This is a genomic window from Mycobacterium sp. BK086, from assembly GCA_004362315.1.
Lineage (GTDB): Bacteria > Actinomycetota > Actinomycetes > Mycobacteriales > Mycobacteriaceae > Mycobacterium.
In genome coordinates this window covers 1,381,029-1,405,984 of record SNWL01000003.1, presented here as the reverse complement: position 1 = coordinate 1,405,984, position 24,956 = coordinate 1,381,029, and the positions used below count along the sequence as shown (strand labels likewise).

The window sequence follows — 24,956 nt, the reverse complement described above, 5'->3', positions numbered from 1 at the left end:
CCTATGACGCTGCAGACCGTTCTGGACGAGATCGCCGCACGCCCCGGAACCGGGGAGCGGATCACGGTCATCAACCCGGCCACCGAAGAGCCGATCGCCGAATTCGCCGACGGCGGAGTGGACGCCGTCGACGACGCGGTAGCGCGTGCCCGGGCCAGCTTCGTAGCGGGCGTGTGGTCGGGCAGGCCCGGCAATGAGCGCGCGAAAGTGTTGTGGCGGATCGCCGATCTGATCGATGAGCATGCCGCCGACCTGGCTGAGATCGACTCGTTCAACACCGGCATGCCGTATATGCAGGCGAACATGATCACCGCGACGTGCGCCGAGATGTTCCGCTACTACGCGGGCTGGTGCACCAAAGTCGAAGGCATCGCCCACGACGTGCAGCAGACGGGCGGTATCACCGGGGCGTTCTCCAACATGCACGCCTACACGCTCAAGGAGCCCTACGGTGTGGTCGGGCTGATCTTCCCGTGGAACGGGCCGATCTTCAATTTCTGTGCCAAGCTCGCCCCCTCACTGGCCGCCGGGTGCAGTAGCGTGGTCAAACCCGCTGAGGAGACACCACTTTCGGCGCTGCTGCTGATGCGTATCCTGGAGCAGGCCGGGATCCCCGAGGGCGTGGTCAACTTGGTCACCGGGTACGGGCACACGGCCGGTGCGGCGCTGTCCGAGCATCCCGGCGTCGACAAGATCGCGTTCACCGGATCCACCGAGGTCGGCAAGCGCATCGCGCAAGCCGCGGGCGGCAATCTCAAGCGCGTCACCCTGGAACTCGGCGGGAAATCGCCGGTGTTGATCTACGACGACGCCGACCTTTCCATGGCCGCCACGATGGCGTCGATGGGGATCTTCATCCACTCGGGTCAGGGATGCATCTGCGGCTCAAGGATTTTCGCGCACCGCAAGGTCTACGACCAGGTGGTGGAATCGGTGGCCACCATGGCCAACTCGGTGCAGCTCGGTGGACCCACGGACGAGAACGCCCTGATCGGGCCGCTGATCAGTGAGAAGCAGCTGGACCGCGTCATGGGATTCATCGATGAGGGCAGGCGCGACGGCGTCGAGGTGGTGACCGGGGGGCACCGCCTCGACCGCCGGGGATACTTCGTTCACCCGACTGTGCTGACCGACGTCGACCCCGGGATGCGGCTGTATCAGCAGGAGATCTTCGGGCCCGTCGTCGCGGTCCTGCCGTTCGATGACGACGACGAAGTGGTCGCCCTGGCCAACGACTCCGACTATGGTCTCGCCGCCACCGTGTGGACCAAGGACATCTCCCGCGCGCATCGGCTGGCCAAGCGCATCCAGTCGGGCACCGTCACTCTGAACTGTCAGATGGTGTTCGACCACGCGATGCCTTTCGGTGGTTACAAACAATCCGGTTGGGGCTACGAGTGGGGCCGCGCGGGCATCGAAAGCTACCTGCAGACCAAGACGGTGTACGCGCAGCTGTAAACCTCTTGCATCCCCTGGTGCAATAGGGAGCATGCTGATTCATCCGTGGGACGCCGCGCAGGATGCCGCCGAGTGGCGGGAGTGGCTGGCCTCCACCGACCGGTTCGGGGTGCTCGCGGTGAACAACGTGGACCCCGCGCAGGCCCCCGTGCTGCTACCCACCCACTTCACCCTGGCCGGCGACGAGCTGCTCATCCACCTGGCCCGGCCCAATCCGGTCTGGCCGCATCTGGAAGCCGCGACTGAGGTGCGGCTGGCGGTGATCGGCGACTACGCCTACATCCCGTCCTATTGGCGGGCCAAGGCCGGCGGTCCCGACGAAGACGGCGTGCCGACCAGTTACTACGCCTCAGTCCAATTCGTCTGCCGTCCAACGATTGTCGACGACCCGCAGGGCAAGGTCGAGATCCTGAGGAGCCAGCTGGGTGACTTTCAGCCCGAGGGACGCCACGCCGACGTCGCGGTCGGGGAAGACCCGTACGGCCGGATGCTGCCCGGTATCCGCGGTGCGCGGCTCGCTGTGGTCCGGGTGGAGGCGAAGTTCAAATACGACGACGCCAATCCTGTCGAGCATCGCGAGCGGGTCATCGGTTACCTCGAGGAGCGTGACCGGCCCCTGGACGGCGGGGCCGCCGCCCAGCAGCGCCGGCGCGTGACGGCCATCGGGGACTGGCGCGCCGGCCGGGACGGGTCCTGACCATTGTGCGGGCCTCCGTGGCCTGGCTAATATGGACAGGTGTCCAGACAGTCGTCGGATAAGGCAGATCTCATCACCCACCGGGTGACCTGCCCGCTGTGCGAGGCCATGTGCGGCCTGAAGGTCACCGTCGACGGCGATCGGGTCACCGACATCCGCGGCAATCCCGACGACGTCTGGTCGGCGGGCCACCTGTGCCCCAAGGGAACGGCCCTCGGCCAGATCCACGACGATCCCGACCGGCTGCGATCACCGATGATCAAGCAGGCCAACGGAACCCATATCGCGGTCTCCTGGGAGGAGGCCTTCGCCGAGGCCGAGCGGGTTCTGCGCCCGGTGCTCGACAGTGACGGCGCGCGGGCCTTGACGGTGTATGTCGGTAACCCGGTGGCGCACAACCTGGGCTTGAGCTCGTATATCGGCGCCCTGGTCGGCATGGCCTCGGCCGCCGGGATGGGCGCGTATTACTCGCCGGGCACCGTCGACCAGTGGCCGCTCAATGTCGTCGGGACCTTGGTGTTCGGCGGGATGTGGAACGCGCCAATTCCGGATCTGGCCCGCACCGACCACCTGGTGATCATCGGGGCCAACCCGGCTGCATCGCAGGGGTCGATGCTCTCGGCGCCCAACGTCACGGGCCACCTCGCCGGCATCCGCAAGCGCGGCGGCCGGGTGGTGGTCATCGATCCGCGGCGCACGGAGACCGCGCAACGCGCAGGCGAATGGGTGCCGATCCGCCCCGGAACCGATGCGCTCCTGTTGTTCGCGCTGCTGCGAACGCTGGCCGCCGAGGGGTTGCTGCGCGACCATCCGCACCTGGACGGCCGCGTGCAGGGCCTCGCTGGCGTGATCGCGCTGGCCGAACCCTTCACGCCCGAGGCGGTCGAAGGCCCCAGCGGGATCCCGGCTGCCACGATCCGCCGATTGGCTCACGATCTCGCGTCGGCGTCGAATCCCGTGCTCTACAGCAGAATCGGCGCGTGTACGCAAGAGTTCGGCACGCTGGCCACCTGGTTGGTGTTCGTGCTGAACACGGCGTTGGGCGCGGTGGACCGGCGTGGCGGAGCTGTGTTCCCGACGCCGGCGGTGTACTCGCCGATGTTCATGAAGCCACCCGATCAGACCGGGCCCCGCTGGGAATTCGGCCGTTTCACCTCGCGGGTCCGCGGTATCGGCGAGGTGCTGAGCCAATTCCCGGTGAGCTGCCTGGCCGAGGAGATTCTCACGCCTGGGGAGGGGCGGTTGCGCGCCGTGATCGCGGTCGCGGGCAACCCGGCGATCTCGGCACCCGCGGCGGGCCGGATCGACGAGGCGCTGAGTTCGCTGGATGCGCTTATCTGCGTGGACAATTGGCTCAATGAGACCACTCGCCATGCCCACGTCATCTTCCCCGGGCTCTCACCGCTGGAGCGCCCGCACGCCGACGACCTTTACTGGATGTACGCCGTCGCATCCTGCCTGAAGTGGTCGGAACCCGTCTTCGCGCCAGATCCGGGCCGGCCGTCGGAATGGGAAGTGCTTCTGCGCCTTTCGGGTGCGGTGCTGGGCACTCCGGTGCCCGACGTCGACCTCGTCGCGATGGACGACCTGTACACCGGCGGATTGGTCGCCACGATGTGCGCGCAACCCGGCACTCCGCTGACCGGGCGGGATCCGGTCGAGGTGATGGGCGTGCTGAAAGGCCAAGGGCCCGAGCGTATTTTCGATCTCTATGTCAGGCTGGGTCCCTGGGGGGACGGACTGGGTGCCAACCCCGGCGGGTTGACCCTCGACGACGTCCGCGCCCAACCCGACGGACTGCGGCTCGGGGAGTTGCAGGACGGCCGGTTGGACGACGCGGTGACCACGCCGTCCGGCGCCGTCGAGCTGCTGCACGACCTCTTCGTCGACGATGTGCCGCGACTGCGAGCGCGATTGGACCGCCCCGAGGATTCGCTGCTGCTGACCAGCCGGCGGCATCTGCGGTCGAACAACTCGTGGCTGCACAATGTGCCTGCGTTGATGCGCGGCCGGGACCGGTGCACGCTGCTGATCCATCCCGATGACGCCGAGCGAATCGGGGTGGCCCACGGCGACCTCGCCGAGGTCAGCACATCCGAGGGAAAGGTATTGGTACCCACCGAAATCAGCGACGAGATGATGCCCGGGGTGGTGTCGCTGCCGCACGGGTGGGGGCACGGGGTTCCGGGCAGCCGGTTGGGGGTCGCCAATGCGCATCCCGGCGTCAACTCGAATCTGCTCAATCCGCCGGATCTACTTGACGTGCCGAGCAATACCCAGGTGGTCAACGGGGTGCCGTGCCAGGTGCGCGCGGCGGGTTGAGCGTCAGTCGCCGACCGAATCCGCCAACCGCTGCAGCAGGTCGGTGAGGAGCAGCTGCTCCTTGGCGGACAGGATGGAAAACAACTCGTGCGCGGCGGCGGTGTAGGCGGTCGCCCAGGTTTCAGCCTGGCGCCGGCCGGTCGCGGTGGTCTGTAGCAAGGTCACTCGGCGATCGGAGTCGTCGGCGCACCGTTCGACAAGGCCCTCGCGCACGAGCGCGTCGATCAGGGTCGACGCGGTGCCCTGGGTGATGCCGACCGCCCGGGCGAGGTCGGTGAGGCGGACCGGCCCGCAGCGGTTCACCTCGAAGAGGACCTTCGAGCGGGGGGTCGACACCCCGTGGTCACCGAGTCGCTCGTCGAGGGCCCGGACGAGCGTCTTGCCGGCGCGGCCGAACGCGTCCGCCAGTTCGACGGCACGCTGACGGGATTCGTCGCCGTGTGCTGAGCTTGGAATGTTGCTTCACCTCCCTCGGTTGACAAGGAGCGTAGCGCGCGAGCAAGATGGTTTGACGTCAAACAATTCGACCTCAAAGCGAATGGATGATCCCATGACACGCTTCCCATTGGCCGGCTACAACGTTCACCGCGTCGGATTCGGCGCCATGCAGCTTCCCGGTCCGGGGGTGTTCGGACCGCCGCGCGACCACGATCAGGCGTTGGCCGTCCTGCGCCGGGCCGTCGATGCCGGCGTCGACCACATCGACACCTCGCAGTTCTACGGCCCCAACGTGGCCAACGAACTGATCCGCGAGGCGCTGCATCCCTATCCCGAGAACCTGGCCCTGGTCAGCAAGGTCGGCGCCCGCCGCGATGACCAGGGCGCGTGGCTGCCCTACAACCAGCCGGACGAGTTGCGGGCAGGCATCGAGGAGAACCTGGGCACGCTCGGCGTGGACCGGCTGGCCGCCGTCAACCTGCGGGTGATGGAGAACGAGGCCGATTCGCTGTTCACCGATCAGCTCGGGGCGATGATCACCGCCCGTGACGAGGGGCTGATCGCCGGGATCGGGCTCAGCAATGTCACCCACGAGCAGCTGCTGCACGCGCTGGAGCTCACCGACATCGTCTGCGTGCAGAACCCGTTCAACCTCGTGGATCGCACATCGCAGCCCGTGCTCGACGAGTGCGTCGCGCGCGGTATCGCGTTCGTGCCGTTCTTCCCGCTCGGGTCGGCGTTCCACGAGGTGAACCCGGTGCTGACGCACCACCTGATCACCGGTGCCGCCGAACGGCTGGGCCACACCCCGGCGCAGATCGCGCTGGCGTGGACGCTGGGCGTCGCCGACAACGTGCTTCTGATCCCGGGTACGTCGTCACTCGGGCACCTCGACGAGAACCTCGCCGTCGCCGATATCGAACTCGATGACGAGACCCAGCGGGAGCTGACCGCCGTCGCTGCGGCTACTTGAGCTCGGTCGACGACAGCCCGAGTAGCCGGCGGGCCACCACCAGCTGCTGAATCTGCTGGGTGCCTTCGAAGATGTCGAGGATCTTCGAGTCGCGGGCCCACTTCTCCAGCAGGGTTTGCTCGGAATAGCCTGCGGTCCCGGCCAATTCGACGGCCTTGAGGGTGATGTCGCTGGCCACTCTGGCGGCCTTGGCCTTGCCCATCGAGGCTTCCTTGGAGTTCGGGATCGCGTTGTCGGCTTGCCATGCCGAACGCACGGTCAGCAAGTAGCCGGCCTCCCAATCGGCCTCCATGCGAAGGAATTCCGCGGCGGGCGCGCTCTGGGCGTGAGCGGGCTTGTCGTAGGAGATCTCCACACCCGCCTCGGTCAGGATGGTGCGGAGTTCTTCGAGCGCGGCCCGGGCAACGCCGACGGCCATCGCCGCCACGATCGGCCGGGTGTTGTCGAAGGTCTCCATGACCCCGGCAAAACCCTTCTCCACGTGGATCTCCGGGTCGCCGAGCAGGTTGTCCTTGGGGATGCGCGCATTGTCGAAGCGGATCACCGCGGTGTCGGAGGCCTTGATGCCGAGCTTGTTCTCGAGACGCTCGACGGTGACCCCGGGGTGTTCCCGCGGCACGATGAACGACTTGATGGCCGCGCGGCCCAGTGCCTTGTCCAGTGTCGCCCACACCACGATGTGGGTGGCCCGGGAACCGGCGGTGACGAAGATCTTCTCGCCGTTGATCACGTACTCGTCGCCGTCGAGCACCGCGGTGGTGGACACTGCCGCGGAGTCGGATCCGAACGACGGTTCGGTGATCGCCATTGCGGCCCAGACGTTCTTGCCCAGCCGCTCCAGCTGCTCATCGGTGGCGACGCCCGAGATGGCGGCGTTGCCGAGGCCCTGGCGGGGGACGGACAGCAGCAGAGCAATGTCACCCCAGGAGATCTCGAGGGCGTTGAGCAACGCGGACATGTTGCCGCCGTTGATGTTTCCCTTCGGCCCGTCATCGCTGTCACGGAAGGCCTCCGTGCCGGCGAACGAGATCGTGTTGGCCTCCGAGATGCCCTCGAACAGCGTGGCGAGGGTATCGAGCTCAATGGGATAGGCGTGCTCGGCGACGTCGTACTTGCGCGAAATCGGTCGCAACATCTCCGCGGCGCCCTGGTGTGCCTTTTCGATCACGGCTTCCAGCTTGCGCGGCAGTTCGAGATTGATTGCCATGGCAGTCTTTTCCGTTCGTTAACCCGTGACGTTTACAGGACGACAACACCCTCGGCGACGCCGATGGCCCGCAGATCGCGGTACCAGCGCTCGACCGGGTGTTCCTTGGTGTAGCCGTGACCGCCGAGCAACTGCACACCGTCCAAGCCGATCTGCATGCCCTTGTCGGTACCCAGCTTCTTGGCCAATGCGGCTTCGCGTGCGAACGGCAGGCCGCGTTCTGCGCGCGCGGCGCCGCGCCAGGTGATCAGCCGCAGGCCGTCGAGTTCGATGGCGATGTTGGCGCACATGAAGGCGACGGCCTGGCGGCGAGCGATGGGCTCACCGAACGCTTCGCGTTCCTTCACATAGGGGATGACGTAGTCGAGCACGGCGTGCGAGGTGCCGACGGCCAGCGCGGCCCAGCCCAAGCGCGACAATGCGATTGCTTCGGAATAAGCCTGGGCGTAGTCGGCCTCTGGTCCCTCTTCGCCCAGGCGCGCCGACAGCGGCACCGAGACCTTGGTCAATTCGACGCGGCCGAGGGCGGCGGCGCGAATGCCCATGCTGGGATCGGCTGTGACCGAGACGCCGGGCGTGGCTGCCTCGACGATGAACAGCGCCGGTCTGCCGTTGAGTTGTGCTGCCACGATGAACAATTCGGCGTCAGCGGCAGCCGGCACCAGCGACTTGACCCCGTCGAGGCGATAGCCGCTTGGGGTGCGCACCGCGGTGGTCTTCAGTGCGGTCGGGTCGAACAGGGCGTGCGGCTCGGCGATCGCCACACACGCCTGCGGCACGTTCTCGCCGGCGAACTCTTTGAGATAGGTGGCCTGCTGGTCGGCACTGCCCCAGTGCGTCAGCGCCGACGCGACACCGCCGGGAGCCAGGATCGGCAGCGCCAGGCCCATGTCGCCGTAGGCCAGCGCCTCGGCCACCAGTGCGTTGGTGACCGTGGTGCGCTGCTCGGCAATGCCGTCGAAGTCCTCGGGAATGTTGATCGCGGTGATCCCGAGCTCGGCGGCCTTGGCGATCAGGTCCGGGGGATAGGTGGCGGCGTCGTCGGCATCATGAGCGGCCGGGCGCAGGATCTCCTCGGCGAACTCGTCGACCGTCGCGACGATCATCTTCTGATCGTCGTCGGGAGTGAGGTCGAAATAGTCGGCGCCACTTGGCCGTAGCCGCGTCGGCGCCTTACCGATGCCCTGGACTCGCTTGAACTGGCGGGTGGCGGCGCCGGCGGTCGAGAATGCCTGCTTGACACCGTATTTCAGGCCGCGGTTGAGCGGATCGCGCAGGTGATAGCGGTCCAGGAACTCCTGGCCGACCACCGGAGTGATGAGCGCCAGGCCGATATCGGTGAGGGATCGCTTGTGCTTGAACTGCCCGACCGCGCTGTCGCGGGCCCGGGCGCTCGTTGTGGTGGGTGGAAGTGTGTTCGTCATTTTCGTCAGCCTCGTCGACGGTGGGCGGTGCTGGTCAGATCTCGCTGGGGCCTATCTTACTCCAAAGTAAGGTAGTTCCTGGAACCCCTGACGGCCTGCGGGTTTTGTTGGGTAGGTCACACCGCGGCGAAATGGGGTAGTGGTCTACTCGCATCCCCGCCGCATGGGCGTCGCAGACTCGACCTCAGAGCTATTCGAGCAGGTCTGGGGGCCGAAATGACGATCACCATCGACGCACCGCGAATGCCAAATGTGTTCGACGCCGGCTTGCCCGCCGTCGACTACGACAGTGTGACGAACCCCGACGAGGCGTTGGCGATGCTGATGAGCGCGCGCCGTCAAGCTCCGATTGCGATCGGGCCGCACGGCCCGGAATTCCTGACCTATGAACTCGTCCACGACGCGTCGCGCGATCGGAGATTTCGCGTGCCGCAAGGGATGTTCCTCGCGTCCCAGGGGATCACGTCGGGTCCGCTGTGGGACCGGGTGGTCGCCACCATCATCAACATGGACGGCGACGAGCACCATCGGCTGCGGCGCCTGGTCTGCAAGGCGTTCACGCCGAGGGCGACTTCGCGACTGCGCACCACCGTCACCGATGTCATCAACGGACTGGTCGACCGGTGCGCTGCCGACGGCCGATGCGACGTCGTCTCCGACATCGCCCGGCACTATCCGATTCCGATCATCTGCGCACTTCTCGGTGTTCCCGACGGAGACTGGGAGCAGTTCGCCGCCTGGACCGACGAATTCTTCAAGGCGTTCAGCTGGAACGCCGCGGACTCGGTGCCGTCCATCCTGGCCGCGTGGGACGAGTTGGACAGCTACGTCGACGGCATGGTCGCCGAGCGACGCCGCGACCTGACCGACGATCTGGTGTCGGATCTGATCCGGGCCGAGGTCGAAGGTGACCGGCTGACCCTCGCGGAACTTCGCATGCTGGTGGCCGGCCTGCTGATGGCGGGTACGGACACCACCCGCAATCAGCTCGCCGCGTCGGTATCGGTGCTGTGTGATCACCCTGACCAGTGGGCGCTGCTGGCGCGGCATCCAGAGCTCGCCGCGAACGCGGTGGAAGAGACCATGCGTCATTCGCCGATCGTGTTCGGCACGCTGCGCATGACGGTCGAGGATGTCGACGTTGCCGGATACGCCGTCCCGGCGGGAACCCTGGTGATCCTCAATTCGGCTGCGGCCAACCGTGATTCGACCGTGTGCGAGGAACCCGATCGCCCGGACATCACCCGCACCGCCGCGTTGCCGATGCAAACCTTCGGCGGTGGAGTGCACTACTGCCTCGGGGCCAATCTGGCCCGCCTCGAACTGACCGAGGCGCTCACGGTCATGGCGCGGCGGATGCCCAACATTCGACGCACCGGTCCAGCACCGTGGAAGCCGCTGAGTGGACTGAGCGGACCGGCGACCCTCCCGGTCGAATTCGACCCCGGGTACTAACTCCGGGCCAGGCGGGCCAGAGTCGCGTCGTGCAGCTGTCCATTGGAGGCGACGGCGTGGCCGCCGTGCGGGCCGGGCTGGCCGTCGAGGTTGGTGAAGGTGCCGCCCGCCTCCCGCACGAGGATGTCGAGTGGGGCCAGGTCCCAGAGCTTGACCTCCGGTTCGGCGGCGATGTCGACGGCTCCTTCGGCGACTAAGCAGTAAGAGAAGAAGTCGCCGTAGGCGCGTACCCGCCACACCGCGTCGGTCAGGTCGATGAACTGCTCGCGCAGGCCCAGGTCGGCCCAGCCTGACAGGCTGGAGAACGACAGGCTCGCCGAGCCCAGATCGGCCACGCCCGACACGGCCAGCCTGCGCGCCGGCGTGCCGCCGGTGCTCGCGAACGCACCCAGTCCGTGCCCGGCCCACCAGCGCCGGTTCAGTGCCGGTGCGCTGACGACGCCGACGACCGGCACGCCGTCCTCGAGGAGTGCGATCAGGCTCGCCCACACCGGCACCCCGCGCACGAAGTTCTTGGTTCCGTCGATCGGGTCGATCACCCACTGCCTGCCCTTGAAGGTGGCCGTCCCGCCGTATTCCTCGCCGAGAACCGTGTCGCCGGGGCGTTCGCGCGCCAGCATCGCTCGCAGGTCGGCCTCCACGGCCTCATCGGCGTCAGTGACCGGTGTCAGGTCGGGCTTGGTGTCGATGCGCAGGTCCTGCGCTCCGAACCGGTCGAGAGTGATCGCGTCGGCCCGGTGGGCGAGTTCCACCGCCACCGAGAGGTCTTCCTGTACGTCGTGGCCACTCATGCCAGCAGTCCTACCATGGCCGCATGTGGGAGTTCTTCGTGATACTGCTGATCGTCGGCGCACTGGCGCTCGTTCTGGCGCCACGCCTCATGCGCCGCGGGCCCCGCGGTGAGGTGGCGCAGGGCACGCTGCTGGTGACCGGGGTCAGCCCGCGCCCCGACGCGATCGGTGAGCAGTACGTCACGATCAGTGGCGTCATCAACGGTCCCACCGTCAACGAGCACGTGGTCTACCAACGGATGGCGGTCGACGTGAACAACTGGCCGACGATCAGTCAGCTCATCCCGGTGGTGTACTCGCCGAAGAATCCGGACAACTGGTACTTCGCGCCACCAGAGTCTCAGTAGGCAATCGGGCTCTGCGGGGAAGTGGTGGTCTTCTCGCCCGCCTCGTAGCGACAATCGGTGGATGGGTCGGCCGAAAGTTGTCCGGGCCCATCGAGATTGACGCTGGCGTGGTGGCCTCTCGGAGTGCCGCACGCTGACGTCGATCTCGATGAATTCTGCGATGACGCGAGTTGTCGCTCGGAGGCGGGCACCAACCCCATGCCCGTATTGGGGCGAGCGGCGGGCCTCCACTAACCGCGCGGCGCGTCCACGCACTGATCGATGATGCGGTCGATCACGGCGAGCAGTCCCTCGTCGAGCGGGGTTCGCGGCGGTCCGCCCAGCGCGTTGGACATTGCGTGGTGGTAGAGGCCGTCGCCGATCAGCTTGATCGTGCGCGCGACGTCACGGTCGCCGAGCGCCTCGGTCAGCACGCTCAGCCATTGATCGGAAATCATCTCGATCGCCGCTCGCGCCCGGGGATCGCCGGCCTGCTGAAGCCGGGCGACCGCGACGAGCGTGCGATCCAGGGGCGTGTTGGCGAAGTGCGATGTGCGGATGTAGTGCCGTGCGGGCCCGTCAGCCGCGTTGCGCATGTGTTCAACGTCGTCGGCCGCCAGTGCGATCAATCGGTCACACAGGGCCTCGGCGAGCTGATCCTTGGCGGGGAAGTGGTAGAGCAGGCCGCCCTTGGACACCCCGGCCCGTGCGGCCACCGCGTCCAACGTGGCATGACGCTCGCCGTCGACGGCCAGCGCGTCGGCATACGCATCGAGGATGCGCTCGCGCGAGGTCGTCATCGGGCGAGTTTAATCGGTTTCCAACTGTACCGTCTGGACGGTACAGTTGGGGGCGCATTGGAGACGTAGAACTAATTGATGGAGTGATAACCGTGCGCGCCTATGCAGAGCTCATACGAGTTCCGGGCGTGGTCAATGTGACCGCCTCACAGCTGTTCGCCCGGCTGCCCCTGGGCATGCTGTCGCTGGCGATCCTGCTGCACGTGCAGGCCCGTACGGGGTCGTACGCGATCGCGGGTGCGGTGGTCGCGGCCACCAGCATCGGTGAAGCGGTGGCGATGCCCGTGACGGCGCGCCTGCTCGGCCGGATCGGCATGGTGCCGACGCTGGTGGCAGGCGCCGTGATCAATGCCGCCGCGATGCTGGCGCTCGCCTTCGTCCACGTTCCCGCGACCGTGCTCATGGGATTGGGGTTCCTGATCGGAGCCTCGGTGCCGCCGCTGCTGCCCGCGGCCCGCGCGCTGTATCCGCAGATGGTGCCCGGTGACGGTCTACGTGCGCTGTTCGCGCTCGATACCACCGCACAGGAACTCATCTGGGTGATCGGTCCGGTCGCGGCGACATTCCTCGCATCGGCGATCTCGACCGCGATCCCGCTGCTCTTTTCCGCCGGTGTCACGGTGGTGGGGACCCTGTGGTTCCTGCTCAGCGCTCGCCGGCTGCGGCCGGCGCTGGTGCGCAGCACGGTCGCGTTCGGCCGGGTCCTGACGAACCCCGCCGTGATCCTGGCCATGGTGGCCAGCCTCGCGCTGGTCGCGTCGTTCATGGCCCTCGAGGTCGGCGTGCTCGCCCTGTTCGGCAACCACAACCTCTCCGCGGGTGTGGCGCTGGGTGTGGCCAGTCTCGGGTCGCTGATCGGCGGCGTGCTGTTCGGGCATCGGCAACTGGGTGTGCGTGGTCTGGCGATCTCGATGACCGTCGTGGCCGCAGGCACAGCGCTGTTCGGTCTGGTCGACGGCTACGGCCTGCAACTCGCCGCGTTGTTCGCGTCGGGGCTGGGCTTCGCGCCCGCGCTGGCCGCGCTGTACGTCATGGTGTCGCACCAGATCGCCGAGCACTCCGCCGCTGAGGCATTCGGGTGGCTCAACAGCGGTGCGCTCGTCGGCGGTGCCATCGGCACTGCGATCGGCGGCGTGATCGTCGACAGCTACAGCGCGTTCGCGGTGATCATGGTTTCGGCCGGCTTGGCGCTCGCCGCCGCGGTGACCCCCCTCATCGCGCGGACCGCCGGTCCGGTCGGTGGACTGTCCATCGAGCGTGAGCGGGATACCTGCGAGGTTTGATCGTCGTCAGCCGTGCCCGATACGCAATAGCTCGGCGACGCTGGTGACCTTCACCCGTGGCCGGCCGTGCGGCTCGCCGGCGCCGCGCTCGTGCGCGTCGATCAGCTTCCAGTGGTCGTCGGTGATCAGCTTGGGCTGATGCGACAGCAGCCACTCGACGAGCGCCTCGCCATGGTCGTCGCCGACGTCGCCGAGCTCGCGGCCGTCGAGGTCGGCCAGCAGTGTCGCCACGGTGTCTGCCGAGTCCTTCTTGTTGCTGCCGATGACCCCGGACGGGCCGCGCTTGATCCAGCCGACGACGTATTCGTTGTCGCTGCCCTCGACGCGGCCGTCGGTGTGCGGGATGGTGCCCGAACGATCGTCGAACGGCAGGCCCGGTGTGGCGATGCCGCGGTAGCCGACCGCGCGCACCACGAGCTGGGCCGGCAGTTCCTCGCGCACTCCGGTGTCCTTGGCGACGATGCGACCGCCTTCGTCGACCAGTTCGTTGCGGCCCAGCACGACTGACTCAACCCGACCGTCGCCCTTGATCTCGATGGGCGAGGTCTGGAAGCGGAACACGATGCGGCGCTTGGCTCCTCGCGGTTCGGTTTCGGCATAGCCGCGCAGCACCTTGATGTTCAGCTTGGCGGTCTTACCCGCCGCCTCCAGCTGTTCGTCGGTGATGGACTCGAAGTCGGCGGCGTCGATCAGAACGTCCACGTCGGCCATCGCCTCGAGGTCGCCCAGCTCACGCAACTCGAGCGTGGTGAACGTGGCCTGCAACGGGCCGCGGCGCCCGATCACGACGACCTCCTCGACGCCCTTCGCGTGCAGCAGGTCGAGCGCGTGGTCGGCGATGTCGGACTTGGCGAGCTCGCGAGGATCACTGACGAGGATGCGTGCGACGTCGAGCGCCACATTGCCGTTGCCGACGACGATCGCGCGCCCGGTCGAGAGATCGGGCGTCATGTCCTCGAAATGCGGATGCGCGTTGTACCAACCGACGAAGTCGACGGCCGCGACGCTGCCTGCGAGTTCCTCGCCGGGGATGCCGAGCGGGCGGTCGGACTGCGCCCCGATCGCGTACACGACCGCGTCGTACTTCTGCGCGAGCTCCTCGGCCTGGACATGTTCGCCCACCCGGATGTTGCCGAAGAACCGGAACCGCTCGTCGAGCGAGATCTTCTCGAACTGGGCGCTGATGGTCTTGATCTTCGGATGATCCGGCGCCACTCCGGAGCGCACCAAACCCCAGGGGGTGGGCAACATCTCGAGCATGTCGACGTGCACATCCGGTCCGCCGTCGGCGACAGACGTATCGGCGAATTTCAGCAGCGCGCCGGCCGCGAAATATCCCGAGGGTCCTGCACCGACGATCGCGACATAGTAAGGACGCATTCTCGCGCTTTCTGTCCGGACCCGGCCGCGCGCAAGGGGCTGTCGCGTCGCAGTCGAGAAGCGCCGCGTTGGGCTGCGCGGCGCACAATCCTGGTTACGAATGTGATGTTAGACGCGCAACCGGCTCAGCCGCCCCAGAAGTCTCAGGAGCCGCCGTGGATCACAACGTGTCGCGGCGCCGGTACCCTGAGAACCCGTGGACCTCGACCGTCAGTCAGATATCGCCGCCCTTGACACCACCTTGACCACGGTGGAACGGGTGCTCGACATCGATGCACTGCGCGGCAAGATCGAGAAGCTCGAACACGAAGCCGCCGACCCGAATCTGTGGAACGACCAGAGCCACGCCCAGAAGGTCACCAGCGAGCTGTCCCACGCTCAGGGCGAGCTGCGCCGTGTCGAAGGGCTGCGTTCGCGTCTCGACGACCTGCCGGTGCTCTACGAGCTCGCGGCTGAAGAGGGTGGCGACGACGAGCTGGCCGAGGCAGACGCCGAACTGAAGTCGCTGCAGGCCGATATCGAGCAGATGGAAGTCCGGACCCTCCTGTCCGGCGAGTACGACGAGCGCGAGGCGCTGGTCACCATCCGCTCCGGCGCCGGCGGGGTGGACGCCGCCGACTGGGCTGAGATGCTGATGCGGATGTACATCCGCTGGGCCGAGCAGCACGACTACGGCGTCGAGGTCTTCGACACCTCGTACGCCGAGGAGGCCGGCATCAAGAGCGCGACGTTCGCGGTGCACGCCCCCTACGCGTACGGGACGCTGTCGGTCGAGCAGGGTACCCACCGGCTGGTGCGGATCAGCCCGTTCGACAACCAGAACCGCCGTCAGACGTCGTTCGCCGATGTCGAGGTGCTGCCCGTCGTGGAAACCACCGACCACATCGACATTCCCGAGCAGGATGTGCGGGTCGACGTCTACCGCTCCAGTGGCCCCGGCGGCCAGTCGGTCAACACCACCGACTCGGCGGTTCGACTCACGCACATCCCCACCGGTATCGTCGTCACCTGCCAGAACGAGAAGTCGCAGCTGCAGAACAAGGTGTCTGCGATGCGCGTCCTGCAGGCCAAGCTCATGGAGCGCAAACGCCAGGAAGAGCGCGCCGAGATGGACGCGCTCAAGGGCGACGGCGGCAGTTCTTGGGGCAATCAGATGCGCTCCTACGTTCTGCACCCCTACCAAATGGTCAAGGATCTGCGGACCGAGTACGAGGTCGGCAATCCCGCGGCGGTACTGGATGGGGACATCGACGGATTCCTGGAGGCCGGGATCCGGTGGCGCAACCGAAAAGATGACGACTAACTTTCAGGCGATCGAGTTCTCCGCTCGCTGGCATGACTTCTGGCATGGCACGATCGGCGAGTGGATCCTGACCAAGGGTCTGCGCATCACGCTGCTGATCCTCGGTGGCCTTCTGATGGCCCGGTTCATCAACTGGTCGGCCCAGAAGATCTCCCGGCGCATCGACGCCGACTTCCGCGAGAGCGACGCGCTGGTCCGTTCGGAAAGCGCAAAGCACCGCCAAGCGGTGGCCTCGGTCATCTCGTACGTGGCGATCGCCCTGCTGGGCGTCATGGTGGTCGTCGAGGCCACCGACATCCTCGCGGTTCCGGTCAGCTCGCTGGTCGCCCCCGCGGCGGTTCTGGGCGCGGCACTGGGCTTCGGCGCCCAGCGGATCGTTCAGGACTTGTTGTCGGGGTTCTTCATCATCACCGAGAAGCAGTACGGCTTCGGTGATCTGGTGTCGCTGACGGTGGCCGGTATCGCGAAGGAAGCGACGGGCACCGTCGAGGACGTCACGCTGCGGGTGACCAAGCTCCGGTCCTCGGAAGGTGAAGTGCTCACGATCCCCAACGGGCAGATCGTGAAGACCCAGAACCTGTCCAAGGACTGGGCGCGGGCCGTCATCGACATCCCGGTCGCGACGACCGCCGACCTCAACCAAGTCAACGAAGTGCTGCACGGGGTGTCCGAGAAGGCGATCAACGACCCCGGGCTCAAGGACCTGCTCCTGGATGCCCCGCAGCTGATGGGAGTGGAAAGCATCGAACTCGACACCGTGAATCTGCGCATGGTGGCGCGCACGCTGCCCGGTAAGCAGTTCGAAGTCGGCCGCAAGCTTCGCGTGTTGGTGATCGCCGCGCTGATGCGCGCCGGCATCGCGAGCCCGGGGGACAGCTCGCCGGTGGTCGAGGCGCTCGTGCACCCGGCGACCGCGGGCGGTGCCGAAGAGACGCAGGGTCCGGTGACGCCGAAGTGAAGTTGATGCCGACCCGTCGAGAAGGCCGCGGCTGGCCCCACTACATCCTGTGGGGCCGGGTTCGCACGTCCACCGCCGCGCTGCTGGCCGCGTTCATCGCCGTCTGGTGGCTGTACGCCACCTACCAGCCCGCGGCGGCCCCGGAGCCCCCGGCCACCCAGATGGTGCCCCCGGGTTTCATCCCCGACCCGTCCTACACCTGGGTGCCGCGCACCGATGTGCGGGACCGCACCACGACCACCAGGACGACGACGCCGACGACCACGACGACGACGGAGACGACCGAGCCCACGACCTCGGAGACGTCGCCGACGTCGACCACGTCGCCGACGTCTCCCACCTCGCCGACCACGACGCCGCCGGGCCCGCTGCCGTTCCAGATCCCGGGCCTGCCGACGCCGACACCCACGCCGATTCCGTCCCCGGCGCCGGGGCAGGGGCCCATGGTCACGCCCGCTGCTCCGACGCAGTAGCGCGGCCTCCGGCTACACTGGCGTGCCGTGATGATCACCCTCGACCATGTCAGTAAGCAGTACAAGTCGTCGGCGCGGCCCGCCCTCGACAATGTCAGCGTCAAGATCGACAAGGGTGAGTTCGTCTTCCTCATCGGCCCCTCGGGGTCGGGCAAATCCACGTTCATGCGGCTACTGCTGGCTGAGGAGACGCCCACGTCCGGCGATCTCCAGGTATCGAAGTTCCACATCAACAAGCTGTCGGGGCGTCACATCCCCAAGCTCCGCCAGGTGATCGGCTGCGTTTTCCAGGACTTCCGGCTGCTGCAGCAGAAGACCGTGTTCGAGAACGTGGCCTTCGCGCTCGAAGTGATCGGCAAGAAGCCCGACACCATCAACCGGGTGGTGCCCGAGGTGCTCGAGATGGTCGGCCTGTCGGGCAAGGCCAATCGGCTGCCGGCGGAGCTGTCCGGGGGTGAGCAGCAGCGGGTCGCGATCGCGCGGGCGTTCGTGAACCGGCCGCTGGTGCTGCTGGCCGACGAGCCCACCGGAAACCTGGACCCCGAAACCAGTAGCGACATCATGGATCTGCTCGAGCGGATCAACCGCACGGGCACCACAGTCGTGATGGCTACCCATGACCACCACATCGTCGACTCCATGCGTCAGCGCGTGGTGGAGCTGTCCCTGGGCAGGCTCGTCCGCGATGAGAAGCGTGGTATCTACGGAATGGATCGTTAAGTGCGCTTCGGCTTCCTGATCAACGAGGTCTTCACCGGACTTCGCCGCAACGTCACGATGACCGTGGCGATGATCCTGACCACGGCGATCTCGCTCGGCCTGTTCGGCGGCGGTCTGCTGGTGCTGCGGATGGCCGAGCAATCGCGCCATATCTACCTCGACCGCGTCGAGAGCCAGATCTTCCTGACCGACGACATCTCGTCCAACGATCAGACCTGTGACGGCGATCTGTGTAAAGCGTTGCGCGCCAAGATCGAGGCGCGTAACGACGTGAAGTCGGTGCGCTTCCTCAATCAGACGGACGCCTACAACTTCGCATTGGTCAAGCTGCCACAACTCGCGAAGGACGCCTCGAAGGACACGTTCCCGGCGTCGTTCATCGTCAAGCTCGACAACCCGGACCAGCACGTCGAATTCGACAAGGCGATGCAGGGCCAGCCCGGGGTGCGCGGCATCCTCAACCAGAAGGACCTGATCGACCGCCTGTTCGCGGTGCTCGACGCGCTGTCCAACGTCACGTTCGCGATCGCGATAGTGCAGGCGATAGGCGCGATCCTGTTGATCGCCAACATGGTTCAAGTCGCCGCCTACACCAGGCGTACCGAGATCGGCATCATGCGGATGGTCGGCGCGACCAGGTGGTACACCCAGCTGCCGTTCCTGTTGGAAGCCATGCTGGCCGCGTTCATCGGTGTTGCCATCGCGGTGGTCGGGCTGGTCGTGGTGCAGGCGTTGTTCCTCGACGACGCACTCGCCCAGTTCTATGCGGTGAATCTGGTTGCCCGCGTGGACTGGAAGGACATCGTTGTCTACGTGGCGCCGTGGATGCTCGCTGTCGGCCTTGCGATGTCCGGTTTGACGGCCTACGTCACGCTGCGCCTGTATGTACGGAAGTAGCTGTGGCCAAGAATCCGGACAAGAAGCCCGAGCGCAAAGTTGTCGCCACCAATCGCAAGGCGCGGCACAACTATTCGATCCTCGACACCTACGAGGCCGGCGTCGTGCTGCAGGGCACCGAGGTCAAGAGCCTGCGTGAGGGGCACGCGTCACTGGCCGACGCGTTCGCGACCGTCGACGACGGTGAGATCTGGCTGCGCAACCTGCACATCCCCGAATATCACCACGGCACATGGACCAACCATGCGCCGCGGCGTAATCGCAAGCTTCTGCTGCACCGCAGCCAGATCGACACGTTGGTGGGTAAGATCCGCGACGGCAACCTGACGTTGGTGCCGTTGTCGCTGTACTTCAACGACGGCAAGGTCAAGGTCGAGTTGGCGTTGGCGCGCGGTAAGCAGGCCCACGACAAGCGCCAAGACCTGGCCCGCCGGGACGCGGAGCGCGAGGTGATCCGGGAACTCGGTCGCAGGGCCAAGGGCAAGCTCTGATCGGGGTCCTGCTCGCGCTGGCATCCGCAATCGGGTACGGCGTCAGCGATTTCGTCGGGGGTATCGCGGCACGACGGGTGGCCGCGCTGCGCGTCGTGCTGGTTTCCTACCCGATTGCCATGGTGCTGCTCGGGCTCCTTGCGCTGCTCATGGGCGGTACGGTCTCGACGCCGGCCGTGGTGTGGGGTCTGCTCTGTGGAGTGAGTCAGGCGTTCGGCGTCTGGTGGTTCTACGCGGCCTTGGGCGCGGGACCGATCTCGGTGGTGTCGCCGCTGACCGCGGTTCTCGTCGCGAGTGTGCCGGTGACCGCCGGACTGGTTCTGGGGGAGCGGCCGGGCGTGATCGCCGGCGTCGGCACCGTGCTGGCCCTGATCGCGGTCGCCCTGGTCAGCAGGCAAGCGACGGACGAGGACGAGCACCCACACCGGTTCACCGCGACCGTGGCGTGGCTGACCGTGGGTTCGGGTCTGGCGTTCGGGCTCAACTTTGTGCTGCTGCATCAGGCTCCGAGCGACGCGCACCTCTGGCCGCTGTTCTTCGCGCGGGTATCGGCCACCGCGATCGTGTTGATCGTCGCCGCGCTGAGCGGCAATTTCCATGCCCCACGCGGATTTCCGTTGAAGCTGGCGGTGACCGCCGCGCTGTTGGACACCGGAGCCAATGTCGCGACGTTGTTGGCGTTGCAGGCCTCGATGCTGTCGCTGGCCGGTGTGCTGATGTCGCTCTATCCGGCCGCGACGGTGCTACTGGCCATCGTGGTGCTGCGTGAACGGGTCACCCGCTGGCAGGTGCTCGGCATGGTGCTGGCGCTGGTTGCCGTGGCGATGCTGGCGGTCCGCTAGCTACCGCAGGGTTTCGCTCGGCACGTTGAAGCGCTCCTGGTAGGGGCGGACCTTCTCGCGCAGCTCGGCGGCGTCGAGTCCGGTGTCGGCCCACGTGTAGCGCTTGCCGCCGCCGTCGCCCGGGTTCTCCGAAAGATGGTCGCGCATGCGCTGTTCGGCGACCGGTGTGAGCTCCCGGCCCAACCGGTCGTAGATCGTCCCGATCGTCGCGAACGGATCGCTCATGAAGTCGGCGAACTGCACGTCGATGATCCGGTCGTCGGCGATCACGCCGTCGTCGATCATCTTCATCGTGCGTTCGAGCCCCAACAGGGTGTCGGACCAACACAGTTCGGCGGCGCGCTGGACCGATGCGCTGTCGCTGGCCAACTTCTGCAGGTGCGCGATCAGGGCGCTGATCGACGAGATCACCACCAGCGGATCACGGTGCGTCTGAACCAGAATCGCGTCGGGGTATTCGGCGAGCAGCTTGTCCAGCTGCCAGGTGTGCGCGGGGCTTTTCAGCAGCCACTGGCCGGGAACGCCGGACTGCAGGTGCTGCAGGTAGGTGCGGTGGTAGGAGTAGGCGGCGCTGTGGTCGGCCTCGTAGTTCAGCCAGTGTGCGTAGTTGGGCAACCGGTACTGCGTGTTGAAGATCATGCTGCAGAACGTGCCTGCCGTGATCCGGACGCATTCCTGGCCGCCGCGCGCGCTCATCGGATGGAACTTCATGAAACCGGGCATCAGCTGCTCGGTCATTTCCAGCTGCGCCTGGGTCTGCTCGATGCGCGGGTCGGTCTCGTAGGTGTCGGGCTGGGGGACCGGGAAGGGGTTGTCGACCTCCCAGGTCAGCGGTGCGCGCAGATCAGGGTCCTGGGTGAGCAGATCGTAGAGAATCGTTGTGCCGGTGCGTGGTTGGCCGAGGATGAAGATCGGCCGCTCGATCTGTTCCTGGGCGATCTCGGGATGTTCCTTGCGCCAGGCGGTGATCTGCATCCGATTGCGCAGCGGCACGAGGATGTCGGCCGCGGCGATCTCCACGCCGAGAGGGGACAGGTCGGCCTCGGCGACGAAGTCCTCGATCAGCCGCGACAGGTTCTCCCGCCAGCCGTCGTCGACGCCCATGTCATCACTTCCGGCCAGCTCGCTGGCCTGCTCGATCAACTTGTCCGCATCGAGCCGCGCCTCGATTGCACTGGTCATCAGTGAACCTCCTTCTCCAGCAAGCGAACTGTCACGTCAGGGGCGTTGGGGTTGTCCAGCCAGCGCACGATCACGAACCCTCGGCCACGTCCGCCGGTATCCAGCCAGTGGCCGTCGCCGATGTCTTCGGCACCGATCGTGACACGCACTTTGCCGTCCGGATCGACACTGACGCCCTTGTTGGTCACCGAGCTGTTGCGCACCAGCGGCTCGAGGCATTCGTGCCAGATGCTCTCCAAAGTGACTGACCAATAGCGGGTTTCGGGCGGCTGGAAGGTAAGTTGCAGGCTCTGATTCGGCTGCAGGTCGAACATGCCGAGCATGTAGAGATTGTCCGGGGTGGTGTTCTCGCCGCCCAGGTTCTCCGCGCCCGAGGTGATCAGGATGTTGGGAGTCTCCAGCAGATCGGGGCGCACGGTGCGATGCAGGGTGGTGAGCTTGACGATGGTCCAGCCCATCGCGGTGAGCTGGCCGGCCAGCACCTCGTCGGTCAGCGGTGCGGGTGGCGGTGCCTCCCCGAGCAGCGAGATGTCAAGGTGGGCAGGGATTTCGGTGGTCGGATCGGCGATGTAGTCGCGCACGACGATCGAGGTGGCGTCATCGGGGATCTCGATCCACTGGGCGCCGGCGAGGTCGCTGTCGGCGGGCCGGGACGCGGCGAAGACGACATTGAATCCGCCGCCGTCGTCGAGGTCCAGATCGCGGTCGGAGAGGTAGTTGCTCATCCGGCGCGGGTTCATCCCGGTGCCGGCCAGCACCTGCAGGCCCAGATAGGTGGAGGTGCCGCGGGTGCCGGTAACCCGGTAGGCCCGGTCACCGCTGATCATGGCCAGCGGATAGGAGCCGTGCGGGTTGGGGCCGCCGACGAACCGGAACGGCGTGCACATGTCGACGAAACGCGGATAGTCGGGATCGACGTCGACCGAAAGCTCGGTGCACAGGGCCGTCACCCGATTGAGCACGCGCAGCCCTTCGAGCAGCTCGCGTTCGTCGCGGGCGTCCTCGGTGATCTGGCCGGTTAGGTCGTCGAGGACCTTGCGGACGAATCCCCAGGCCTCCAGCGACTTTTCGCCACTCATGTGCTCCTCATTCCTTGATTGGGCAGGCGGCCATGGAGTTGACCGCGCGGGAGATCCGATCGGACAGCGATCCGCCGTCCCGTAGCCAGTCGTCGATGGAGATCCGGACCGACGCCATTGCCAGCGCTCCGATCAGCCGCGGCCGGGGGTCGTCGACGACGAGGTCGGGCAGTCGGGCGGCGATCGCCTCGGCGATGGCAGTCTCGAAGTTCAGGTAGCACAACAGGGTCCACGCGCGAAGGCTCAGCGAGTCGCGGGTCTGACGTTCGATCTCGGCGATGTTGTGCTCGACGGCGGCGAAGCCGGGGGTGAGTTCGGCGAACGCCGCCGTGAGTGCCTCGTTGACCGAGAGCTCGGCGGGTTGGCGTAGGAGCGCGTCGGTGATCGCGGCGATCCAGGTCGAGGTGAACCCCTCGGCGACGGCGTACTCCTTGGACTCGAAATATCGGAAGAACGTCGCGCGGGCGACGTCCGCCGCCTCGGCGATCTGGTCGGCGGTGGTGGCGGACAGCCCGTTCTGCATCACCAACTGGGCGGCTGCGGTGGCGATGCGTTCGCGGGTTCGCTGTCGCTTCCGCACGCGCAAGCTTTCAGACACCGTCTCACTGTAGACAAAGTCTCATTTTCTGGTGTGCGTTTTCGGCCAAACCGACACACCGCCGCAAGAGTGCGAGCAGATCGCTGCAGAACGTCGATCTCGACGCACGGATTAATGCACTTCAGTTGCGGGTTACACCTCGCGTACCATTGGAAATCCGGTCGAACCTCGGCCGGGGTGCGAGGGGCTGAACGGTTTCGACTTCGCGCATCGAATCAAGGGAAGCGTGCCGGTGCAGGCAGGGACCACCGTAAGCGTCGTTGCAAACCAATTAAGCGCCGATTCCAATCAGCGCGATTACGCTCTCGCTGCCTAAGCGAAGCTAATCCGTCAGACCGGGAGTGCCCTCGACCCGGACCCTGGCGTCATCTAGAGGGACCCACCCACGGGTTCGGTCGCGGGATCCGTGGGGACATCAAACAGCGACTGGGATCGTCATCCTGACTTGTTCGCGGGATCAGGAGATCCGAGTAGAGGCATAGCGAACTGCGCACGGAGAAGCCTTGAGGGAATGCCGTAGGACCCGGGTTCAATTCCCGGCAGCTCCACAACTTCATGCAGGTCAAGCCATACGAACAGGATCAACGATACATTTTCAACACAATTTTTCAACACAATCCTGATATCTTGCCGTCGTGGCGACCATCGACACCTACACCCGCAAAGACGGCACCATCACCTACCGGGTGTACTACCGCCACGCCAAAAAGCAGCGCAGCCTCAGCTTCGACGACCCCGCCGTAGCCGAACGCTTCAAGGAACTCGTCAGCCAGGTCGGCCCCGAACGCGCTGAGGAGATCGCCCGAATCCAGCGCAAACCCCGCCTCCGCATGACGGTGGCCGACTGGGTGGACCGCTACATCGATCACCTCACCGGCGTCGACGAGCGCACCCCCAAGGACTACCGCAGCTACGTCCGCACCGAGATCCGGCCCGCGTTCGGGGCGATCCCACTGGAGGCGCTCACCAAAGACGACGTGGCCAAGTGGGTGCAGGCCATGCGGGCCAAAGGTGTGTCCGCGAAGACCATCGCCAACAAGCACGGCCTACTCTCCGCAGCTCTCGCCGCCGCCGTCGCCGCCGGCCACATCCCGGCCAACCCCGCCGGAGGCACCAAGCTCCCCACCGACGAAAAAGACGACCCCGTCTTCCTGGAGCACGGCCAGTACCACCAGCTGCTCGCCGAGATGCCCGGGGTTTGGCAGCCGCTCGTCGACTTCCTCGTCACCTCAGGATGCCGCTGGTCAGAAGCCACCGCACTGCGGCCCTCCGATGTGAGCAGAGTGCACAACACTGTGCGGATCGTGCGCGCATGGAAGCGCGACCCCTACCGCCTCGGACCGCCGAAAACGCCCAAGAGCATCCGGACCATCAACGTCCCTAAGGAAGTGCTCGACAACCTCGACTACACCGGAGCATGGCTGTTCACCAACCCCGGCCGAGGCCGCCGCGCTCAGGGCGGCCCGGTGCGGGCACCGAACTTCCGGTCCAACGTGTGGACACCGGCCGTCGCCCGAACCTGGCCTGACGGGATCGATGGCGGCCGCACCAAGTCGGGCGACCTGCTCCTACCGCGTATCCACGATCTGCGGCACACCTGCGCGTCCTGGCTGATCCAACTGGGCAGGCCGCTACCGGCCATCCAGGAACACCTCGGACACGAGTCGATCAAGACCACTGTCGACATCTACGGCCACCTCGACCGAACATCAGGGCAAGGCAACGCGACCGCGCTGGCCACCATGCTCGTCGCCCCGGCCGGTGATAACGACACCTAGATCGGCGATGGCCAGCGTTCTGGGGGATTCACTCGGCGTAGCAGGCAGACACGGGGCAAGATCATCTGTGCTCGAGCAGCC

Annotated in this window: 24 protein-coding genes and 1 other RNA gene; 16 read left to right on the top strand and 9 right to left on the bottom strand. The window is 66.4% G+C overall.

Annotated features, from left to right (window positions below; all coding sequences use genetic code 11):
- Window positions 1-3: 3 nt before the first annotated feature.
- The 3 genes from EV580_RS06950 to EV580_RS06940 all read left to right on the top strand — a co-directional run bounded on the left by EV580_RS06950 (window position 4) and on the right by EV580_RS06940 (window position 4,477).
- Window positions 4-1,458, top strand: a complete 1,455-nt coding sequence (locus EV580_RS06950) for an aldehyde dehydrogenase family protein (RefSeq protein WP_133690316.1) — start codon at window positions 4-6, stop codon at window positions 1,456-1,458.
- A gap of 31 nt (window positions 1,459-1,489) precedes the next feature.
- Window positions 1,490-2,155 (top strand): FMN-binding negative transcriptional regulator, encoded by a 666-nt coding sequence (locus tag EV580_RS06945; RefSeq protein WP_133690315.1) that lies wholly within the window; start codon window positions 1,490-1,492, stop codon window positions 2,153-2,155.
- Window positions 2,156-2,227: 72 nt separating this feature from the next.
- Complete coding sequence (locus EV580_RS06940) at window positions 2,228-4,477, top strand: molybdopterin-dependent oxidoreductase (protein WP_133691075.1); 2,250 nt, start codon at window positions 2,228-2,230, stop codon at window positions 4,475-4,477.
- A 3-nt stretch (window positions 4,478-4,480) separates the two neighbouring features.
- On the opposite strand, the gene EV580_RS06935 is transcribed toward EV580_RS06940, so the two are convergent.
- Complete coding sequence (locus EV580_RS06935; RefSeq protein WP_286171477.1) at window positions 4,481-4,813, bottom strand: MarR family winged helix-turn-helix transcriptional regulator; 333 nt, start codon at window positions 4,811-4,813, stop codon at window positions 4,481-4,483.
- Window positions 4,814-5,027: 214 nt separating this feature from the next.
- Between EV580_RS06935 and EV580_RS06930 the strand changes: the two genes are divergently transcribed.
- On the top strand, window positions 5,028-5,888 hold the full coding sequence (locus EV580_RS06930; RefSeq protein WP_133690313.1) for an oxidoreductase: 861 nt from the start codon (window positions 5,028-5,030) through the stop codon (window positions 5,886-5,888).
- Here the strand turns inward: EV580_RS06930 and EV580_RS06925 are convergent.
- Both EV580_RS06925 and EV580_RS06920 read right to left on the bottom strand, forming a co-directional pair.
- Window positions 5,881-7,095: an acyl-CoA dehydrogenase family protein gene (locus tag EV580_RS06925; RefSeq protein ID WP_133690312.1), complete on the bottom strand. Its 1,215-nt coding sequence runs from the start codon at window positions 7,093-7,095 to the stop codon at window positions 5,881-5,883. The genes EV580_RS06930 and EV580_RS06925 overlap by 8 nt on opposite strands.
- Window positions 7,096-7,127: 32 nt before the next feature.
- Window positions 7,128-8,519, bottom strand: a complete 1,392-nt coding sequence (locus EV580_RS06920; protein WP_133690311.1) for an acyl-CoA dehydrogenase family protein — start codon at window positions 8,517-8,519, stop codon at window positions 7,128-7,130.
- Window positions 8,520-8,735: 216 nt separating this feature from the next.
- Here EV580_RS06920 and EV580_RS06915 point away from each other — a divergent pair, with 216 nt between their 5' ends.
- Window positions 8,736-9,974, top strand: a complete 1,239-nt coding sequence (locus EV580_RS06915) for a cytochrome P450 (protein WP_133690310.1) — start codon at window positions 8,736-8,738, stop codon at window positions 9,972-9,974.
- Here EV580_RS06915 and hisN read toward each other — a convergent pair.
- The gene (gene hisN / locus EV580_RS06910; RefSeq protein ID WP_133690309.1) at window positions 9,971-10,765 is read right to left on the bottom strand and encodes a histidinol-phosphatase; all 795 of its coding nucleotides are present in this window, start codon (window positions 10,763-10,765) and stop codon (window positions 9,971-9,973) included. The two genes, EV580_RS06915 and hisN, sit on opposite strands and share 4 nt — an antisense overlap.
- Window positions 10,766-10,788: 23 nt before the next feature.
- On the opposite strand from hisN, the gene EV580_RS06905 reads away from it, so the two are divergent.
- Complete coding sequence (locus tag EV580_RS06905; RefSeq protein ID WP_133690308.1) at window positions 10,789-11,112, top strand: hypothetical protein; 324 nt, start codon at window positions 10,789-10,791, stop codon at window positions 11,110-11,112.
- A 230-nt stretch (window positions 11,113-11,342) separates the two neighbouring features.
- On the opposite strand, the gene EV580_RS06900 is transcribed toward EV580_RS06905, so the two are convergent.
- Window positions 11,343-11,891, bottom strand: a complete 549-nt coding sequence (locus tag EV580_RS06900) for a TetR/AcrR family transcriptional regulator (protein ID WP_133690307.1) — start codon at window positions 11,889-11,891, stop codon at window positions 11,343-11,345.
- 92 nt (window positions 11,892-11,983) lie between these two features.
- Here EV580_RS06900 and EV580_RS06895 point away from each other — a divergent pair, with 92 nt between their 5' ends.
- Window positions 11,984-13,174: an MFS transporter gene (locus EV580_RS06895; RefSeq protein WP_133690306.1), complete on the top strand. Its 1,191-nt coding sequence runs from the start codon at window positions 11,984-11,986 to the stop codon at window positions 13,172-13,174.
- 6 nt (window positions 13,175-13,180) lie between these two features.
- Here the strand turns inward: EV580_RS06895 and EV580_RS06890 are convergent, their stop codons facing one another.
- Entirely contained in the window at window positions 13,181-14,554 is a 1,374-nt protein-coding gene (locus EV580_RS06890) for an FAD-dependent oxidoreductase (protein WP_133690305.1), read from the bottom strand.
- Between the two features lie 196 nt (window positions 14,555-14,750).
- Between EV580_RS06890 and prfB the strand changes: the two genes are divergently transcribed.
- The 7 genes from prfB to EV580_RS06855 are packed head-to-tail and all read left to right on the top strand — an operon-like array spanning window position 14,751 to window position 20,238.
- Window positions 14,751-15,857, top strand: coding sequence for a peptide chain release factor 2 (prfB, locus tag EV580_RS06885; RefSeq protein ID WP_133690304.1), 1,107 nt, complete (start codon window positions 14,751-14,753; stop codon window positions 15,855-15,857).
- Window positions 15,847-16,815, top strand: coding sequence for a mechanosensitive ion channel family protein (locus EV580_RS06880; protein ID WP_133690303.1), 969 nt, complete (start codon window positions 15,847-15,849; stop codon window positions 16,813-16,815). The genes prfB and EV580_RS06880 overlap by 11 nt, the downstream gene beginning before the upstream one ends.
- Window positions 16,816-16,820: 5 nt before the next feature.
- On the top strand, window positions 16,821-17,288 hold the full coding sequence (locus EV580_RS06875) for an Rv3103c family proline-rich protein (protein WP_133690302.1): 468 nt from the start codon (window positions 16,821-16,823) through the stop codon (window positions 17,286-17,288).
- Window positions 17,289-17,318: 30 nt separating this feature from the next.
- Window positions 17,319-18,008, top strand: coding sequence for a cell division ATP-binding protein FtsE (ftsE, locus tag EV580_RS06870; protein WP_133691074.1), 690 nt, complete (start codon window positions 17,319-17,321; stop codon window positions 18,006-18,008).
- Window positions 18,009-18,905 carry a permease-like cell division protein FtsX gene (gene ftsX / locus EV580_RS06865; RefSeq protein WP_133690301.1) on the top strand — a complete coding sequence of 299 codons (897 nt, stop codon included), beginning with the start codon at window positions 18,009-18,011 and terminating at the stop codon, window positions 18,903-18,905.
- A gap of 2 nt (window positions 18,906-18,907) precedes the next feature.
- The gene (smpB, locus tag EV580_RS06860; RefSeq protein ID WP_108060582.1) at window positions 18,908-19,396 is read left to right on the top strand and encodes an SsrA-binding protein SmpB; all 489 of its coding nucleotides are present in this window, start codon (window positions 18,908-18,910) and stop codon (window positions 19,394-19,396) included.
- Complete coding sequence (locus tag EV580_RS06855; RefSeq protein ID WP_370629622.1) at window positions 19,393-20,238, top strand: EamA family transporter; 846 nt, start codon at window positions 19,393-19,395, stop codon at window positions 20,236-20,238. Before smpB ends, EV580_RS06855 begins: the two co-directional genes overlap by 4 nt.
- Here EV580_RS06855 and EV580_RS06850 read toward each other — a convergent pair whose 3' ends face one another.
- The 3 genes from EV580_RS06850 to EV580_RS06840 are packed head-to-tail and all read right to left on the bottom strand — an operon-like array spanning window position 20,239 to window position 23,097.
- Window positions 20,239-21,420 carry a sulfotransferase family protein gene (locus EV580_RS06850; protein WP_133690299.1) on the bottom strand — a complete coding sequence of 394 codons (1,182 nt, stop codon included), beginning with the start codon at window positions 21,418-21,420 and terminating at the stop codon, window positions 20,239-20,241.
- Window positions 21,420-22,499, bottom strand: coding sequence for a DUF1214 domain-containing protein (locus tag EV580_RS06845; protein WP_133690298.1), 1,080 nt, complete (start codon window positions 22,497-22,499; stop codon window positions 21,420-21,422). The genes EV580_RS06850 and EV580_RS06845 overlap by 1 nt, the downstream gene beginning before the upstream one ends.
- Window positions 22,500-22,506: 7 nt before the next feature.
- The gene (locus EV580_RS06840) at window positions 22,507-23,097 is read right to left on the bottom strand and encodes a TetR family transcriptional regulator (protein WP_133690297.1); all 591 of its coding nucleotides are present in this window, start codon (window positions 23,095-23,097) and stop codon (window positions 22,507-22,509) included.
- Between the two features lie 183 nt (window positions 23,098-23,280).
- Between EV580_RS06840 and ssrA the strand changes: the two genes are divergently transcribed.
- Together ssrA and EV580_RS06830 are read left to right on the top strand one after the other, a co-directional pair.
- Window positions 23,281-23,648, top strand: a transfer-messenger RNA (tmRNA) gene (gene ssrA / locus EV580_RS06835).
- An 84-nt stretch (window positions 23,649-23,732) separates the two neighbouring features.
- The gene (locus EV580_RS06830; protein WP_133690296.1) at window positions 23,733-24,875 is read left to right on the top strand and encodes a tyrosine-type recombinase/integrase; all 1,143 of its coding nucleotides are present in this window, start codon (window positions 23,733-23,735) and stop codon (window positions 24,873-24,875) included.
- Window positions 24,876-24,956: the final 81 nt, after the last annotated feature.

Coding starts and splice junctions, on each gene's coding strand:
- EV580_RS06950 (WP_133690316.1), top strand. CDS start 4: ATGACGCTGCAGACCGTTCTGGACGAGATCGCCGCACGCCCCGGAACC.
- EV580_RS06945 (WP_133690315.1), top strand. CDS start 1,490: ATGCTGATTCATCCGTGGGACGCCGCGCAGGATGCCGCCGAGTGGCGG.
- EV580_RS06930 (WP_133690313.1), top strand. CDS start 5,028: ATGACACGCTTCCCATTGGCCGGCTACAACGTTCACCGCGTCGGATTC.
- EV580_RS06925 (WP_133690312.1), bottom strand. CDS start 7,095: ATGGCAATCAATCTCGAACTGCCGCGCAAGCTGGAAGCCGTGATCGAA.
- EV580_RS06920 (WP_133690311.1), bottom strand. CDS start 8,519: ATGACGAACACACTTCCACCCACCACAACGAGCGCCCGGGCCCGCGAC.
- EV580_RS06915 (WP_133690310.1), top strand. CDS start 8,736: ATGACGATCACCATCGACGCACCGCGAATGCCAAATGTGTTCGACGCC.
- hisN (WP_133690309.1), bottom strand. CDS start 10,765: ATGAGTGGCCACGACGTACAGGAAGACCTCTCGGTGGCGGTGGAACTC.
- EV580_RS06905 (WP_133690308.1), top strand. CDS start 10,789: ATGTGGGAGTTCTTCGTGATACTGCTGATCGTCGGCGCACTGGCGCTC.
- EV580_RS06900 (WP_133690307.1), bottom strand. CDS start 11,891: ATGACGACCTCGCGCGAGCGCATCCTCGATGCGTATGCCGACGCGCTG.
- EV580_RS06890 (WP_133690305.1), bottom strand. CDS start 14,554: ATGCGTCCTTACTATGTCGCGATCGTCGGTGCAGGACCCTCGGGATAT.
- EV580_RS06880 (WP_133690303.1), top strand. CDS start 15,847: ATGACGACTAACTTTCAGGCGATCGAGTTCTCCGCTCGCTGGCATGAC.
- EV580_RS06875 (WP_133690302.1), top strand. CDS start 16,821: ATGCCGACCCGTCGAGAAGGCCGCGGCTGGCCCCACTACATCCTGTGG.
- ftsE (WP_133691074.1), top strand. CDS start 17,319: ATGATCACCCTCGACCATGTCAGTAAGCAGTACAAGTCGTCGGCGCGG.
- EV580_RS06850 (WP_133690299.1), bottom strand. CDS start 21,420: ATGACCAGTGCAATCGAGGCGCGGCTCGATGCGGACAAGTTGATCGAG.
- EV580_RS06845 (WP_133690298.1), bottom strand. CDS start 22,499: ATGAGTGGCGAAAAGTCGCTGGAGGCCTGGGGATTCGTCCGCAAGGTC.